We start from the raw sequence: 13,717 nt of genomic DNA on the forward strand, positions 1-13,717 counted from the left end.
GTTGCTTGCATTGAGCCTAGGTCGGACGTTGCGAGGTCGGACGTAGTTATGCCGTCCGACCTTGTTTGCGTTTGCAGATCAAGGGTTTACAGCATCTTGGGCGCAGATGTGTAAACGTCCGACCTCCCCAAGGTCGGACGCCTGTTCGCTCGAGCTCCTAGGCTTGAGACCACGTTTCTGCCCGAAGCACAGCCAGCTTGCGTTGCCATCATGGCTTGTGCGCCGATATCCTGGGCTGGAGGTGTTTGTGGGCTTGCGCGACAGGAGCATCTGACGCGGGAAGGGGGCAGGAGCGGCCCACTTCGGTTCAGCATGTGGCAACATGTTGCAACAAGTCAATTGTGCGGGCGAGTTATTAGGAGCATGCATGTCATTGGGTGAATCGCTGTTAGGCCACTTGAAGAAATTCCCTTCGCCGCCCTATCTTTTTATTGGTTCAGGCATCTCACGCCGCTATTTGAACCTTGAAGACTGGCCGGGGTTGTTAAAGAAACTGTGCGAAATTCATGAGTTGGACCATGGCTATCTCAGCACAGAAGCTGCTGGTGACTTGCCCCAACTGGCCACTTTAGTAGCCCAGACTTTGCAACCTAAGTGGTGGAAGGAAGATCGTTACAAGGACTCTCGTGAGAAGTATGCGGCCATCGCAGTTGATAAAGAGTCTGCATTGAAAATTGAAACGGCTATTTACTTGAAGAGTGCCGCAAAATTGACTAATGATGCCGGTTTGTTGGCGGAATTGGAATTATTCAAGAAAGTTGTTGCGGACGGGGTAGTTACTACAAACTGGGATAATCTTATAGAAACCCTTTTCCCAGGACAGACCGTTTATGTTGGGCAAGAAGGCTTGATTTTCTCCCAAATCCAGGGGATAGCGGAAATATATAAAATTCACGGAACTCAGGATGACCCCTTGTCATTGGTATTTACCGCGAACGACTATAGTGTGTTCCAACAAAAGAATCCTTATCTTGCTTCCAAGCTTCTGACATTCTTTGTTGAAAATCCTGTTGTCTTCTTGGGATATTCGCTTGCAGATAAAAATATTCTTCGAATTATTCACAGCATTCTGGACGGGTTGTCTAATGAGAATGTGAATAAACTCGCTGATAGACTAGTCTTCATACAGTGGGACCCAAAGTGCGAAAATTCTCGATTTGAGCGCACTATTCTTTCTCATGACGGAAGATCTTTGCCGGTCTATCAGGGGACAACCTCGTCAATGGCTGAAGTGTATGAGGCGTTAGGTAAAGTTAAAAGGCAAATACCGGCCAAGCTTCTTCGCTTGTTGAAGCAGCAGGTTTATCAATTGGTCCACTCTACCGATCCTGCTGATCGTCTTTATGTTCAAGATATAAATGACGAAACGCCGCCAGACAAGATTGAGTTCGCGATGGGTGTGGGGTTACTGGCGAAGTTGCGAGATGTTGGCTATGTGGCAATATCTCGTGAGATTCTTGCTCGGGACCTGGTTTTTAATGACCAAGGTTTAAATGCTAAAACTGTCGTTGAAAAATCTCTGCCTGAGCTTTTGAAGTCCGCAAAATATGTGCCTGTTCTCCGCTACATTAGGTTGGCAAAATCTATTGATGGCTTTGTACCGGATTTGATGGACGGCCGGGTGGTAAAGGCCGCATCTCGAACTTTAGAAGCATACTTGAAAAAGAATGGATCAGGCAAGCTGATTGAGAGTGCGAAGAAGTTTAAAGGTGATTTTTTGGCGTTTTCTGAAAAAGACACCATCGAACGTACCATGGCCTATTGGTACTACTTGCCAGAGATAGCGTTTCAAGTGGACCAGGTTGAGAATTTTCTAAAGGAAAAATTCGATCTACTAATAAATCATCCCAACCCCAACATTAGAACATCGTTTTCCAGATTAATAAGTGTTTATGATTACCTGAAAGATGCGCAGGAGGCAGCAAAGTAGATGTAATTCTAATATTTTGCGCGGTAATAAAAAAGCCCAACTCTTCTGAGTTGGGCTTTTTTATATTAAAGCATTTTGTTTAAAATAGTGTGCGTTGCCTTCGTTCTTTAGGTGCAGAAATCCCCATGGAACCGACAAGCCGGACAACTTGGCGTTCCGTCAGTCCGTACTCTACGGCGATTTGCCGCGCGGTTTTGTGGGTTGAATAGTCTGCCGCAATTCGAGCGTTGCGTACTGCCTGCAGCGCGCGCTCTGCCTTGGGTAGCTGAAAATGGGGTAAGCCTCCATATTCTCTTGATAGCTTTTTTAGAGCGTCAAGCCCGATCGCTTTCACATATGGGTGATCTACCGTCACGCGGTCTGGGGTGGGGAAGTAGACGCGCAATCCTCCCCACCCTTGAACCAATGCCATGGTGGCGCGAAGACCCACCAGGCGCTCAAACTCCCGAAGTAGGGGAGGTAGCAGTTCTATGGGTATGGCGGGTTGTGAGGGCATAGTTATAGAGTCGAATTCATAAAGACTTATTTAAATTCATTGATCATTTTTTATTTTCTGGCTACGCTTGGCTCGGTCCAACATCGACTTGAGAGCCTCTATGACCCTGGATGCGTCTGATGTTGGTATGAACTTAATATCGGCATAGCTGGTGCCAGTGGTGCGTGAAATGAATGCCAGCAGACTTGCAGCGCTCCCATCGCGCAGCCCTCCGGCTTCCCACAACTTCTTCCACAGCCACTTGATTTTTTCAGCCTGGTCGAAGGGTCTGAACGTGCTGGCATTTGGGATAAACCCGAGCTTGGCCATGTGCGCGAGTATCTTGGCTCGGCCTTGACTGTCTAGCGTGGCAGAGCTGATGGCGCCAGTCTGCTGACGAAGGTGGTATCGGTAGTCGTCGTCACTCCAGCCCAGGGCCTGCCGGCCCTGGTGGATATGGCCGAGTTCGCGCTTTCGTTGGGCGTCACCATTTGATTGGCTCGTATAAGCCTTGAATCGATTGCAAGAGGTGGCATTCATGCTGCAGTCCTTTCGATACCCAGCAACTCGGGCACGACCTGCCCGGAGTGGACGTAGTACCAATCCGAGTCGATGAGGTTATTGATGAGCATTGCGGCGAATCGGGCCTGGCCGAGCTCGTTCATGATTCGTTGGAGCTTGCGGCTCGGGCCGCGCCATGTGGGCTCGACGCCGACCAGGCGTGCCGCCGCCAGGTTGTGATGACCATCGGTCAATACCCGGTACATCGCGCCACGCAACTCGATTTGCACGACCCGGACAACGAACACCTGGAAGGTGCTGGCCTTGTGGCCGACCTTCACCGGGTCGAGGTGCCGCTGGCAACTGATGAGAGGAATGGCGTCAGTCATTTCAGCAGCCTCGGCTTTGCGGGTTGCCGCGTCGGCTCCGCATCGGGCATGCGGACTTGGTTGGGCCGCACCAGGGAGAACGAGACCCGGGGCTGCTCGGGCTGAACCTCATACACGTAGTCGTGGTCGCCAAAGCTGCGCGTGCAGTTGAAGGCGTCTTGCATCAGTTCAGCCACTTTGATGGCTTTGGCTGCAGGCATCAGATAGTCGTAGTGGCCGATGGTCAGGCACGCCATCGGCACGCTTTTGGCAGGAGGGCGTCCCATGTTCAAACCTCCGCCTTGGCCTCGAAGGGTTGGACGATGAAGTCTTCAACCCCAGTGACCAGCTTGATTCCCGCAATGCCGCGAACGGCATCGGGTTCGTTGAGGATGGCCTCCTTGTTCACCTCGGCCTTGTTGCGCACGAACCGCTGCAGGTTCATGCGCTCCAGCGTTTCGATAACTGTTTCTGCGCCGCGAATGCTGACGCTGGTGGGGCGAATGCGCCAGCTGGCGGTGCCCGTGACGAAGTTGGCCGTTTTGCCGAGCTTGTCGTTCTCGCCACACAGCTCGACGCGGTGGGCCTCGCACCAGGATTGCACCCCTTCCTGCAGGAGCGTGATGCGGGCCGAAAGCGCTTCCAGCGTGGGCTGATGGTCCTGGGTGATGGCCGCGATGGCGTCGTTCATCTCCCCACGGCGGCGCTCGAATTCGCGCTGCAAGTCGCCGATTTGGCGGATGTATTCGGCGCAGTCGTTCTTGCTCTGGGGGACTGCGGTTTGGGCTTGAGCTTTGAGTCGGGTTGCCATGGCGATTAGTGGTGATGGGTTGAGGGAAGGTCTGTCGATGCCGATGCGGTGTCATGACCGCTGAGCACGCGGGCGGCTTGTGCCAGTGCTGCCGCTGCGGAAGGGACCTGGCGCAGAACGCCGTGGCGCGCGGCCGTGTTCAGGTAGGCCGTCAGCAGGGCGTTGAGTGCGATGTCTTGAGGTTGGTCTTGAACGAGCTGGGCGGATGCGCGTGCCAGGCGCTCGACCGCGTCGACTTCCTCGTTGGTGGGTCCATAGGCAGCCATGGTCAGAACCCTCTCAGCTCGGTAAAGCCGTGGACCGCTGCGATGCAGAACCCTAGGGCCATGATCAGGATGAAAAGCACGGCGGTCAGGGCAGCCTTGGCGCTCCGGCTCATCTCGCGCTGCTCATGCTCGATGGCCGTGGGGGCAAAGTGCATCGGCCCCTGCTTGAACGAGCCTTTGATTTGTTGGTGCTTACGCATAGTGGGGACCTCCTTTGAGCAGTTGAGAAAGGCGTTCGCGGTGCATGTGCGTGAACGTCGAGTAGTCGTCCGCAGCGGACGCGATAGCCAGGCGTCGTGTGATGCCGTAGGCACGCTGCAGGCGCTTGGCACGGCGCTTGATCCAGCCCAGAGGCGGGCGGTGGTAGTCGGCCTCGGCCAGAGGTAGTGCGATGTGGATCACTTCACGCTGCATCGCCGTTCTCCTGGTCGACAGTGCGGCGTGCGCGCCGCTGTGGTTCCTTGGGTGCAGGCGGTGCGCTCGCCTCCCGGTGCGGGCACTGCCTGCAGGCCTGCCAGTGCTGCATGTCGCGCGGGCTTGCGGTGGGTGCTGGGCGGTGTGCAAAGGCGCGGCATTGTTCTGCCGTGATGACGTGTTCATCACCACCAGATTCAGCCGTCAGGTGAGGGCATGCGTAACAGCCGAAGGTGTGTTGCACGCGATCCGCAATGCGCGCGGTGCTGGCTGCGCCGCTGCCATAAGCGCCGCTGCCGTTGAGCACTTGGCTCAGCGCGGATCGGCTGATGCCCAACCGCTGCGCGATGTGGGCGCGCACGGCCCCGGGTTGACGGGTGCGCTCGTCCAGCAGTGCGAACCAGGGCTCGCTTTGGTAGGCCAGCTTTGGAGTCATCTCCGAGCCCTCCGAACATGTGCAGGGAGGTTGTCCTGGGGCGGGGGAGTTGCTCCAATGTCTTTGACAAGCACATAGCGCACAAAGCCATTGATGCGTTTTGCGCTGACCTGCACTACGTCTGGGCGACTTTGTCTCCAGTGGCGAAGGTATTTCCGAATGGATTCTTGAATGCTGCGGGTGTCCTCGCCGGCATCAGCCAAGAGGCTCGTCGCGTCCTCGGTGGTGAGTGCCTTGCGTATCCGAAGTAGGTTCCACAGGCGGCGGTGCAAGGAGCCGCCGGTGTCTCGTTTCTTGTTGTTGTTCGTCAGGGTCGCTCCTCGTGCTTTCCCTGCCGCCTGGGCGCGTGCGGCGCGGCTGGCTTCTATGCCCTCCGTATTCAAAAGCCACATGCCAGGCGAAGTGAACTTTTCGGCATAGCCGAGCTGGCTCAGGGCAACGATGACGTGGTCTGCTGCATCCTGGGTTGCAAGCTCTGGTACCCAGCGCATGAGGTCATGTGCATTGAAGTACGGTAGGTTGCGCAGTCGAACCTTGCGCCCCAGCACGATCAGTGCTGACTCGGTGTGGGTTTGACTCATTGCAGCTCTCCACGGCGGCCAAGTTGCTTGCCGTTGAACTCAGGACACAGGGGGCGACCCTTGATGCGCTCCAAGGTCACCTTGTCCCAGCCGTTGGCATCGGCCCACTGCTCCAGGTTGGCGATGGCGTTGAGCAGCAGGCGCATGCGGCCGTTGGCCTGCTTGAGCAGCTCGGGCAGCACATCGTCTGCGATGGGCACTTCGCACTTTGCAGTGACCGTGGCCTTGACGTCGGCCAGGGAGATCGGCAGCAGCTCGACCACCTTGGCGACGCGGCTGGCGATGTGCCCATGGCGCGCTACCTTCATGGGGAAGTGCTCCATGCCGACGAGAAAGCACATCGTGCCCGTCATGTCGGTGATGTCGCGCAGCACCTCCAGCAGTGAGCCCGTGGTGCCGACCAGGAAGTCGGCCTCGTCCACGATCATCGGGACCATGTCCACGGCCAGCTTGCCGATGATGCGAGCCTGCACCTCCTGGTTGCGGCCCACTTTGGACAGGCCCATGCGCTCGGCCAGCTCATCAAGCATGGCGCGCTTGGTCCAGGTGGCCTTTGCCCGCACGAAGACCCAACCGCTGTCTGCCGCCCAGCGCTCGGTCAGTTCGGACTTGCCGATGCCGTAGTGACCCTTGACCAGCACCAGGCCGGCCTCGCGTGCACCGCGCCGCTCGACCAGCTTCTGAGCTTCGGCCAAGCGCTTGAAGTTTTCCGTTTTGACGAAACCTTTTTTCACGATACATTTCCTCTGTCTATCGATTGATCGCTGACACCGCCCTGTGACGTCTGCAAACGTCACAGGGCACTCTTAAAACCGGGCTGCTCGCCCGCGTCGCTCCACCCCATCCCCCGTCCCTCGTAGTAGTCGCGCAAGTCCGCGTAGTCCTCGCTGGCCGTGTAGTTGCGTAGCCATGCGCCGTCTGCATCGGTCCACTGATCGCGGTTGCGCATCAGCCATTCGTAGCGGTTGCTGGGGGCGTCGAAGAAGGGGCGACTGGGGGCCACGAGAACTGCCTCGGTAGCGGGCGCCTCCGAGACGATGGGCAGTTCAACGACCGCAGCGGCGGGTGCCTCAAGCGCAAAAGTCCCGGGCACATCGATGGGGGTGTCCAGCTCACGCAGGGCGGTTTGGATCTGCTGCTCGCGGCGCTTGACGGCGGTGGCAACGCGGCGCTCGCGGGCGATCTGCACGACGGGCTTTGGCATGGCGTCGATGCGGTTGGCGTTCCACAGCGCATCGCAGACAAAGTCGCCATCCACCGTGTACACACGCACGAAGTTCGGGTCGTGGATGTCGTAGCGCACGCTGACTTCGCGGCCGTCCACATCCCGGCGCATCAGCTCGGCGGCTTGGTAGTCCTGGTTGAACAGCGTGACCTGGCCGCGCTTCGCCGTGCGCAGCACTGCTGGCATGAACAGCTCGCGCAGCTCCCCCAACGTGGGCTTGTGCTGCAGTTCTGGGTCGAACTTCGCAGCCCATGCCTCGGCCGGCGTCATGTGCTTGCCGTCTTCGCGCTTGGGCAAGCTGCGGTGGCGGTGTTGCGCGTTGTATTCGCGGACCATTACCTCGACCGCGTCCACGAATTGCGCCCAGGTCGGAGCTTTGGTGCTGAGCTTGACGACGGCCCCTGTGGCCTCTGCACGCCGTATAGCGCGTTGCTCGCTGGCAAGCTCAGCCGCCACCTTGCGATAAGTTCCGCCATCCACATCGGAGCCTTGGTAGCTCCCGAACTGGCGTGCGCAATTGATGGCATGGGTTTGCCAACTGCGCTCGATGACGCCACGGCCTTGTGGCTTGCCGGGGATGCCGGTGCGGTGATCAATGCCCAAGCGGGCCATCAAGCCATCGATAGGACAGTCCATGACCAGGGCGGTTTCGCCAGCCCCGTTGTCGGTGTAAACAATGGCCGGGATGCCCCATTGACCTATGGCGTGGCGCAGTGCATCGCCCACGGCGATGACGTTCTCGGACAGAGACACTGACCAGCCGACGATCATCCGCGTGGACCAGTCAATCACCATGGTCAGCTCTGGCGCGAAGGGAGCCCCGTGATCGGGATGGCGCACCCGAGCTTTGAAGGTGTGGCCGTCCATGACGAACACATCCAGGGGCACCAGCATGCTGGCATCCCGCTTGTTGTACGGCAGGCGCACGTCGCGCTCGGAACCTGTGTGACGGGCCTTGATCAGGGCCACGCTGGCCTGGGCAGACTTGCCCAGCTTGTCGAGTGCCCGGCGTGCGCGGTGGTACAGAGTGCGCCAGCTGTCGAAGTCGCGGCCCAGCTTGCGCGTGACCTCCTTGGCGGCGCCGCTGAGCTTGCGAAAGCGCGGATCGCGGCTGTGATACAGGCCCAGCACTGCGGCCACGTCGTCGTTGATCTGGTGCGAATCGCGCGCCGTCTCTGGCACCGGCAGAAGGCCCCACCATCCATTGGCGCGGTGCATGCCCACCCAACGTTCCAGCGTGCGAGCGCTGACCGAATCGCCGCGCGCTCGTTGATTGGCCTGGCGGGCAATGGATTGCGTCTCCGATCCCGCCTCTCCCGTTGTGATGCGCGCTGCCAGCAGTTGGCATGCGCGACGCAGGCCGTGCATGTGCACCAGCTCATGAACCATGTTGACCAGGCGCACACGCGCATCAGCCACATCCTTCTCGGATTGAGCAGGGATGCGTGCAGCCGTCGGCGCATGTTCGACAGTGGTGCTGACAAAGGAGCGCACCGCTGGCGCGTCAACCACAGCCAGAGCGGCAGAGCCTGCCACCGCGATCTGCTGTGCAGTGATGGCGGCGCGAGTTTCCTCGGGCAAACCGGCCGGGTTGTATTCCAGCCCGCCACCGCCCGTGCGACCTGCACGCGGGCGGCTTTCTACAGCCAGCGCCGCGAGCTTGTCTCGGGTGCGGCGCTCGGACGTCGGCATGCCCGGCAAGCCCGCTATTTCTTGAGCAGTGAGCCAAGCCATCAACGGTTCGCTGCAGATGCTTGTGTCTGGCGCTTGGCGGAAGCCGTGCGAGGGTTTGTGGGCGCTGCACGGACCTCCTGATGTGCGGGACGGTTGCGGCGTGCGGAAGGCAGCGGAAGGCCCATGGACTGCATTGCTCGACGGGACTCACCGCTGCGCCCCACAACGGCGCCACTGATGACCGCCCACACGATGCTGGTGCTGAACTTGTTGTCGCGGCACCATTGCGCGACGGTGACGTTTTTGCGCTCAAGTTCGTTCAAAAAATCCCGCGCGGAACGGTGCTTCGCTGTCATCATTCACCCCTTCAAGGTTGACTAAGATGGAGCGATTATGAGTAACGAAAAACATACCAGCAAGGTAAATGAAAATGACCTTCTTGGTGTGTCGGAAATCGCGCGAGCTCGTTCTGAACGCGGGGCTCGCATCAAGTCCTTGCGCGAGTCCTTGCAACTCACCGTTGTTGATTTCGCAGCCTTGATGCATGTGACCAAGCAGACGCAACTGAAGTACGAGAAAGGTGCTACGGCACCAGATGCCGACTACCTTGCTGAGCTGTACTTTCAGTTCGCTATTGATCTCGGTCCTCTCATTACTGGAGCTCCTCGTTCGAAGCCCATGAAGGTCACGGCAGATGTCGAAGAGATGCTGCGTCGCTATGAGGCGCTGCCGGCCAATGCCCGCAGGACAGTGGATGAGGTGCTCTCATTTGCGTGGCAAGCGCAACAGAACAAGCGCTAAAAGTGCTCGGTACTATCGGTACCCTGGGGCATTCATCGTGTACATGGGTTTGACCCTGCAGTGCAGGGCGTGATACCGTAAATGCCCCTCCCTCCCATTTAAGGCCGACGCTCGCCGGCCTTTTTTCTTTGCCATCCGGCCACGACAGTGGCGGCATGGCGAACACCCTTTCTCTCGGCAAATCCGTCTTGCGCTACGGGATCCCTCTGGTGCTGGGCGGGTCGGCCTATGTCACGTACATCTCCGGCTTCGAGGACGGTCCAGCGGATGCGCAAGGGCGCCCGCAGTTCCGCAACGTGGTCTATGCAGACCAGTTCGCAGGAGGCTTGCCGACCGCGTGCCTGGGGCTTACCAAAAGCGTCAGTCCGGCGCCTGTGGTGCTGGGCGACTTTTGGTCGGATGCCCAATGCCAGGAGGTCGGCGGCCTGGTGCTGCAGCACGGCCAGGCCCGCGTGCTGGACTGCATCCGCGTCCCTGTCACGCAGCCCATCCTCAACTCGTTCTCCAGCCACGGCCACAACTTCGGCGAGGCGAGCACCTGCGCCAGTCGTGCCATGGGCCTGCTCAACGCGCAGCAGTACGAAAAAGCCTGCGATGCCCTGGCCCATGGCCCCGATGGCACGCCGGCCTGGAGCTACACCAAGACGGGCGCCCGCAATGCCAAGGGCGAGTGGGAATACCGCTTCGTGCGTGGGCTCTACAACCGTCGTCTGAAAGAGCGCAATACCTGCCTGAAGGGCGTGGCTGAGCTGCGTGCGCGCTATGACTTCGCTACGGGTACATGGAGTGCCAAGCCATGAAGGTCTACCTCAAGGACGACGAGTGGGCACTCATCACAAAGCTGCGCGCTGAGAAGGCCGTCGCCGAGAAGGCAGAAGAGTTCCGCATGTCCACAGCGGAAACAGCGGCGCAGTTCTTTCGCTACCTGGACCAAGCCGGCATGGGGCCTTCGTTTTCCGAGTTCGTCAACGGCTTTGGCTACGAAGGCGAGGACTGCAAGCTGGTCTATGAATACGTGCTGCAGGTCCGAGCCGTGCTGTGGAAGTGAGCGGCCGATGACACGCTTTCTTGAAGCCCTGCAGGCCGCCGTGCTGGCCGCCGCATTGCTGCTGTGCCTGGCCCTGGGCTTGAGCATGGTGCATTACCGCACGCAGGCCAGGGTGGCGACCGCAGAGCTGACGCGCCTGCAGGCTGATGTCAAAGCCCAGAACACCACGGCCAAGGCCGAGCTGGACCGCCTGACGGCCGAGCGTGACACCGCTCAGGCCCAGCTCGACGCCAAACATGAACACCAGGAGAAAACTGATGCAGCCGAACTGCAGGAGATTGCTCGCCTTCGCGGCGAGCTTGAGCGCCGCTCTGTGCGGGTGCGCGTCGTCGCCCAGCCCGCAGCCTGTGGGCCGGGTAGTGGTGGCCCCCCAGGTGAAGCGCCCGCCAGCGCCGACCCTGGTGCAGCAAACACAGCCGAGGCCTACGGGCTACTTCCAGCAAGAAATTCTGCGCGCCTTGGAGCAGTAATCCAGGAAATCGAAACCCTCAACGCGGCCTATGCATCGTGCCGCACCACTCTGATCGACAACAACCTCTGAGCGTCATGAGCGAGAACTTTCAACAAAATTCCGAACGCCGGCAGGAGCTGCTGTTGCTGGGCCAAATCCATGGTCTGGTGCAGTCCCTCAAAGATGGGCAAGACCTGCAAAACCGGCGCATGGACCGCATGGAGCAGCGCATGGAGGAGCACTACAGCGGCCTCGACTCACGGCTGCGCGAGGTCGAGAAGAAAGCAGCCGTGGCAGGTGCCTTGTCTGGCGGTGCCGTGGCCGTGGGGACTGCGCTGGTGGTCGAAGGTATCCGCCAGTTCATGAACGGTGGCCTGGGCAACTGAATGGCGCACGGCAAGGAAAAACGCACTCAACTGCGCGGCCTGTACGTCTATCAGCGCATGACGATGGATGCGGCTTGCAAGAAGCTGGGCGTGCCCCGCAGCACAGCCAATCGGTGGAAGCAGGAGGCGGCGGCGGAGGGCGATGACTGGGAGACCGGGCGCGCGGCCGTTGCCTTGGGCGATGACAACTTCAAGGTCTTGTCCACCAAGCTGTTGGAGGACTACCTGGTGCAGCACCAGGCGACCATGGACCTGCTGCGTGATGCCAAAGACATGAGCGCGATGGCCCGCGCTGAGACGCTGGCGAGCATGAGCGACAGCTTCAACAAAACCATGGCCGCGTTCAAAAGGCTCAACCCCGAGCTGGACCGCCAGGCCGTGCAGCTCGACGTGCTGCAGCGATTTGCGGTGTTCGTGCGCTCGCGTTTCCCGCAGCACCTGGGCGCGCTGGTCGACATGCTGGAGCCCTTCGGCGAAGAACTCGCCAAGGTGCGGTGATCCATGGCAAAGAACAGCAAAGATTTCCTGGCGGGGCTCACGGCCCTGGCCGACGATTTGCGCAAGCAGATCGACGCCAACCTCGACGGCTGGGATGTCAGTGCCGAGGCCATAGCGCAGAGGCGCCGGCTGGTGTGTGATCCGGTCAAGGGGTACGAGTACTGGGACCGGCACTACTTCCCGCACTACGGCAAGGCAGAGCCGAGCGAGCTGCACAAATACCTCTACAAGCGCCTGCCCGAGATCGTCAACGCTGCGGCTGGGCAACGCGATGCGGTGGCGGCGCCACGTGGCGAGGCCAAGTCCACCAAGATATCCATGAGCTTCGTCAGCTGGTGCGTTGTCACGGGCGCGAAGTGGTATCCGATCATCGTCATGGATGCCTTTGAGCAGGCGGCTGAGATGCTGGAAGCCATCAAGGCCGAGCTGGAAGCCAATCCGCGTATCGCTAGCGACTTCCCCGAAGTCGCAGGCCAGGGGCGGGTGTGGCGCGCAGGCGTGATCGTCACCAGGAACGGCCGCAAGGTGGAAGCCTTCGGCTCGGCCAAGAAGATTCGCGGCCGGCGCCATGGCGCGCATCGCCCCGACCTGGCGATCATGGACGACATCGAGAACGACGAGAACGTCAACACGCCGGCCCAGCGCGACAAGCTGCAGTCCTTCGTGACCAAGAGCGTGCTGTCGCTGGGTCCGCCCGATGACTCCATGGACGCCATCCTGGTCGGTACCGTCCTGCACTACGACAGCGTGCTCTCGCGTTTTCTCAAAAATCCTCTGTGGAATCGCAAGGTCTTCAAGGCCATCATCAACTGGCCCGAGCGGATGGACCTGTGGGAGCAATTCGAGGGACTGCTGCTCAATGCCGAGACGCCGCAGGAAGGCGAGGCTGCGGCCATGGCCCATTACCGCGACCACCAGGCAGAGATGGACAAGGGCGCCAAGGTGAGCTGGCCTGCGCTGCGCCCGCTGGTCAAGCTGATGCTGCGCCGCGCCCGCGAGGGCCATGACGCCTTCGACAGCGAGCAGCAGAACGACCCGGTCGCAGGCGAGGATGCTCCGTTCGCCAAGAGCATTCAGTTCTGGGTCAACCGCCTGGCCGAATGGGTGTTCTATGGCGCCTGCGATCCCAGCCTGGGTAAAGCGGGCAACAGCCGTGACCCGAGCGCCATCGGTGTCGGTGGCTACAACCGGGAAACCGGCGTCATGGACGTGGTCGAGGCCGCCATCAAGAAGCGCGTGCCTGACCGCATCATCAGCGACGTGATCGAAGTCCAGCGCGAGTATGGGTGCATCGTTTGGGGCTTCGAGTCGGTGCAGTTCCAGGAATTCCTCCGCACTGAGCTGGTCAAGCGCAGCGCCCAGTTGGGCGTGCCTGTGCCAGCACGCGCGCTGATCCCCATCAGCGACAAGCTGCTGCGTATCGAGAGCCTGCAGCCACACATGCACAACGGACTGATCCGGGTCCACAGCAGCCAGACCACGCTGATTGACCAGTTCCGGCACTTCCCCAAGGCTGACCACGACGACGGGCCAGACATGGTGCAGATGCTCTGGATGCTGTGCGTCACAGGCGGCCTCGCAGCCGCAGCCCAAGGCGGCAACACCACCCAACCCCAATCCGCCCGCGAACGCTATGCGAGGCAGGCGGCACGCATGTTCAGGAGAAACCGATGACCAATGAACAGCAAGACCTGCTGATGATCCGTGGCTTAATCGCCGGCCTGCCCGACGAGGACCGTGCGGGCGTGAGCTTGGCCGCTGCCAAGCTGCGCGCAGTCGTGGCCCAGCACAACGACCACGGCCAACTGGCTCTCGCTTTGGTCGGCGCTGAACTTGCTGCAAAGGACTGAGC

General features: G+C 59.9%; 22 protein-coding genes. 9 read left to right on the forward strand and 13 right to left on the reverse strand.

What is annotated here, in order from left to right:
* The first annotated feature begins 322 nt into the window (after positions 1-322).
* The gene (locus G4D77_RS24590; RefSeq protein ID WP_154833744.1) at positions 323-1,930 is read left to right on the forward strand and encodes an SIR2 family protein; all 1,608 of its coding nucleotides are present in this window, start codon (positions 323-325) and stop codon (positions 1,928-1,930) included.
* 79 nt (positions 1,931-2,009) lie between these two features.
* Here G4D77_RS24590 and G4D77_RS24595 read toward each other — a convergent pair whose 3' ends face one another.
* The 13 genes from G4D77_RS24595 to G4D77_RS24655 are packed head-to-tail and all read right to left on the reverse strand — an operon-like array spanning position 2,010 to position 9,040.
* Positions 2,010-2,426: a Mor transcription activator family protein gene (locus G4D77_RS24595; protein WP_317840753.1), complete on the reverse strand. Its 417-nt coding sequence runs from the start codon at positions 2,424-2,426 to the stop codon at positions 2,010-2,012.
* Between the two features lie 36 nt (positions 2,427-2,462).
* The gene (locus G4D77_RS24600; protein ID WP_154833746.1) at positions 2,463-2,945 is read right to left on the reverse strand and encodes a regulatory protein GemA; all 483 of its coding nucleotides are present in this window, start codon (positions 2,943-2,945) and stop codon (positions 2,463-2,465) included.
* Positions 2,942-3,295, reverse strand: coding sequence for a hypothetical protein (locus G4D77_RS24605; RefSeq protein ID WP_154833747.1), 354 nt, complete (start codon positions 3,293-3,295; stop codon positions 2,942-2,944). Before G4D77_RS24605 ends, G4D77_RS24600 begins: the two co-directional genes overlap by 4 nt.
* Positions 3,292-3,561: a hypothetical protein gene (locus G4D77_RS24610; RefSeq protein WP_154833748.1), complete on the reverse strand. Its 270-nt coding sequence runs from the start codon at positions 3,559-3,561 to the stop codon at positions 3,292-3,294. Before G4D77_RS24610 ends, G4D77_RS24605 begins: the two co-directional genes overlap by 4 nt.
* A gap of 2 nt (positions 3,562-3,563) precedes the next feature.
* A complete protein-coding gene (locus tag G4D77_RS24615) occupies positions 3,564-4,085 on the reverse strand; it encodes a host-nuclease inhibitor Gam family protein (protein WP_154833749.1) in 522 nt (173 codons plus the stop codon).
* Between the two features lie 5 nt (positions 4,086-4,090).
* On the reverse strand, positions 4,091-4,351 hold the full coding sequence (locus tag G4D77_RS24620; protein WP_154833750.1) for a hypothetical protein: 261 nt from the start codon (positions 4,349-4,351) through the stop codon (positions 4,091-4,093).
* A gap of 2 nt (positions 4,352-4,353) precedes the next feature.
* Complete coding sequence (locus G4D77_RS24625) at positions 4,354-4,551, reverse strand: hypothetical protein (RefSeq protein WP_154833751.1); 198 nt, start codon at positions 4,549-4,551, stop codon at positions 4,354-4,356.
* A complete protein-coding gene (locus tag G4D77_RS24630) occupies positions 4,544-4,765 on the reverse strand; it encodes a hypothetical protein (protein ID WP_154833752.1) in 222 nt (73 codons plus the stop codon). The genes G4D77_RS24625 and G4D77_RS24630 overlap by 8 nt, the downstream gene beginning before the upstream one ends.
* The gene (locus G4D77_RS24635; protein WP_154833753.1) at positions 4,755-5,201 is read right to left on the reverse strand and encodes a hypothetical protein; all 447 of its coding nucleotides are present in this window, start codon (positions 5,199-5,201) and stop codon (positions 4,755-4,757) included. The genes G4D77_RS24630 and G4D77_RS24635 overlap by 11 nt, the downstream gene beginning before the upstream one ends.
* Entirely contained in the window at positions 5,198-5,782 is a 585-nt protein-coding gene (locus G4D77_RS24640; protein WP_154833754.1) for a hypothetical protein, read from the reverse strand. Before G4D77_RS24640 ends, G4D77_RS24635 begins: the two co-directional genes overlap by 4 nt.
* Complete coding sequence (locus tag G4D77_RS24645) at positions 5,779-6,516, reverse strand: AAA family ATPase (protein WP_154833755.1); 738 nt, start codon at positions 6,514-6,516, stop codon at positions 5,779-5,781. The genes G4D77_RS24640 and G4D77_RS24645 overlap by 4 nt, the downstream gene beginning before the upstream one ends.
* Positions 6,517-6,575: 59 nt before the next feature.
* The gene (locus G4D77_RS24650; RefSeq protein WP_250134232.1) at positions 6,576-8,699 is read right to left on the reverse strand and encodes a Mu transposase C-terminal domain-containing protein; all 2,124 of its coding nucleotides are present in this window, start codon (positions 8,697-8,699) and stop codon (positions 6,576-6,578) included.
* A gap of 41 nt (positions 8,700-8,740) precedes the next feature.
* Positions 8,741-9,040: a helix-turn-helix domain-containing protein gene (locus tag G4D77_RS24655; protein ID WP_154833757.1), complete on the reverse strand. Its 300-nt coding sequence runs from the start codon at positions 9,038-9,040 to the stop codon at positions 8,741-8,743.
* A gap of 34 nt (positions 9,041-9,074) precedes the next feature.
* Here G4D77_RS24655 and G4D77_RS24660 point away from each other — a divergent pair, with 34 nt between their 5' ends.
* The 8 genes from G4D77_RS24660 (at position 9,075) to G4D77_RS24695 (ending at position 13,715) form a co-directional block, all read left to right on the forward strand.
* On the forward strand, positions 9,075-9,482 hold the full coding sequence (locus tag G4D77_RS24660; protein WP_154833758.1) for a helix-turn-helix domain-containing protein: 408 nt from the start codon (positions 9,075-9,077) through the stop codon (positions 9,480-9,482).
* Positions 9,483-9,637: 155 nt separating this feature from the next.
* The gene (locus G4D77_RS24665) at positions 9,638-10,282 is read left to right on the forward strand and encodes a lysozyme (RefSeq protein WP_154833759.1); all 645 of its coding nucleotides are present in this window, start codon (positions 9,638-9,640) and stop codon (positions 10,280-10,282) included.
* Complete coding sequence (locus G4D77_RS24670; protein WP_154833760.1) at positions 10,279-10,530, forward strand: hypothetical protein; 252 nt, start codon at positions 10,279-10,281, stop codon at positions 10,528-10,530. Before G4D77_RS24665 ends, G4D77_RS24670 begins: the two co-directional genes overlap by 4 nt.
* A gap of 40 nt (positions 10,531-10,570) precedes the next feature.
* Positions 10,571-11,071 (forward strand): hypothetical protein, encoded by a 501-nt coding sequence (locus G4D77_RS24675; RefSeq protein ID WP_154833761.1) that lies wholly within the window; start codon positions 10,571-10,573, stop codon positions 11,069-11,071.
* Positions 11,072-11,076: 5 nt separating this feature from the next.
* On the forward strand, positions 11,077-11,367 hold the full coding sequence (locus G4D77_RS24680; protein ID WP_046986407.1) for a hypothetical protein: 291 nt from the start codon (positions 11,077-11,079) through the stop codon (positions 11,365-11,367).
* Positions 11,368-11,865 carry a DUF1804 family protein gene (locus G4D77_RS24685; protein WP_154833762.1) on the forward strand — a complete coding sequence of 166 codons (498 nt, stop codon included), beginning with the start codon at positions 11,368-11,370 and terminating at the stop codon, positions 11,863-11,865.
* Between the two features lie 3 nt (positions 11,866-11,868).
* Positions 11,869-13,539 carry a phage terminase large subunit gene (gene terL, locus G4D77_RS24690; RefSeq protein ID WP_213757750.1) on the forward strand — a complete coding sequence of 557 codons (1,671 nt, stop codon included), beginning with the start codon at positions 11,869-11,871 and terminating at the stop codon, positions 13,537-13,539.
* Positions 13,536-13,715 carry a hypothetical protein gene (locus G4D77_RS24695; RefSeq protein ID WP_154833764.1) on the forward strand — a complete coding sequence of 60 codons (180 nt, stop codon included), beginning with the start codon at positions 13,536-13,538 and terminating at the stop codon, positions 13,713-13,715. The genes terL and G4D77_RS24695 overlap by 4 nt, the downstream gene beginning before the upstream one ends.
* Positions 13,716-13,717: the final 2 nt, after the last annotated feature.

This window comes from Delftia sp. WY8, from assembly GCF_018437695.1.
GTDB lineage: Bacteria > Pseudomonadota > Gammaproteobacteria > Burkholderiales > Burkholderiaceae_C > Comamonas > Comamonas tsuruhatensis.

Bases quoted from the DNA above. Each gene is read 5' to 3' on its own strand.
- G4D77_RS24590 (WP_154833744.1), top strand. From the start codon at position 323: ATGTTGCAACAAGTCAATTGTGCGGGCGAGTTATTAGGAGCATGCATG.
- G4D77_RS24595 (WP_317840753.1), bottom strand. From the start codon at position 2,426: ATGCCCTCACAACCCGCCATACCCATAGAACTGCTACCTCCCCTACTT.
- G4D77_RS24600 (WP_154833746.1), bottom strand. From the start codon at position 2,945: ATGAATGCCACCTCTTGCAATCGATTCAAGGCTTATACGAGCCAATCA.
- G4D77_RS24605 (WP_154833747.1), bottom strand. From the start codon at position 3,295: ATGACTGACGCCATTCCTCTCATCAGTTGCCAGCGGCACCTCGACCCG.
- G4D77_RS24610 (WP_154833748.1), bottom strand. From the start codon at position 3,561: ATGGGACGCCCTCCTGCCAAAAGCGTGCCGATGGCGTGCCTGACCATC.
- G4D77_RS24615 (WP_154833749.1), bottom strand. From the start codon at position 4,085: ATGGCAACCCGACTCAAAGCTCAAGCCCAAACCGCAGTCCCCCAGAGC.
- G4D77_RS24620 (WP_154833750.1), bottom strand. From the start codon at position 4,351: ATGGCTGCCTATGGACCCACCAACGAGGAAGTCGACGCGGTCGAGCGC.
- G4D77_RS24625 (WP_154833751.1), bottom strand. From the start codon at position 4,551: ATGCGTAAGCACCAACAAATCAAAGGCTCGTTCAAGCAGGGGCCGATG.
- G4D77_RS24630 (WP_154833752.1), bottom strand. From the start codon at position 4,765: ATGCAGCGTGAAGTGATCCACATCGCACTACCTCTGGCCGAGGCCGAC.
- G4D77_RS24635 (WP_154833753.1), bottom strand. From the start codon at position 5,201: ATGACTCCAAAGCTGGCCTACCAAAGCGAGCCCTGGTTCGCACTGCTG.
- G4D77_RS24640 (WP_154833754.1), bottom strand. From the start codon at position 5,782: ATGAGTCAAACCCACACCGAGTCAGCACTGATCGTGCTGGGGCGCAAG.
- G4D77_RS24650 (WP_250134232.1), bottom strand. From the start codon at position 8,699: ATGCCGACGTCCGAGCGCCGCACCCGAGACAAGCTCGCGGCGCTGGCT.
- G4D77_RS24655 (WP_154833757.1), bottom strand. From the start codon at position 9,040: ATGATGACAGCGAAGCACCGTTCCGCGCGGGATTTTTTGAACGAACTT.
- G4D77_RS24660 (WP_154833758.1), top strand. From the start codon at position 9,075: ATGAGTAACGAAAAACATACCAGCAAGGTAAATGAAAATGACCTTCTT.
- G4D77_RS24665 (WP_154833759.1), top strand. From the start codon at position 9,638: ATGGCGAACACCCTTTCTCTCGGCAAATCCGTCTTGCGCTACGGGATC.
- G4D77_RS24670 (WP_154833760.1), top strand. From the start codon at position 10,279: ATGAAGGTCTACCTCAAGGACGACGAGTGGGCACTCATCACAAAGCTG.
- G4D77_RS24680 (WP_046986407.1), top strand. From the start codon at position 11,077: ATGAGCGAGAACTTTCAACAAAATTCCGAACGCCGGCAGGAGCTGCTG.
- G4D77_RS24685 (WP_154833762.1), top strand. From the start codon at position 11,368: ATGGCGCACGGCAAGGAAAAACGCACTCAACTGCGCGGCCTGTACGTC.
- terL (WP_213757750.1), top strand. From the start codon at position 11,869: ATGGCAAAGAACAGCAAAGATTTCCTGGCGGGGCTCACGGCCCTGGCC.
- G4D77_RS24695 (WP_154833764.1), top strand. From the start codon at position 13,536: ATGACCAATGAACAGCAAGACCTGCTGATGATCCGTGGCTTAATCGCC.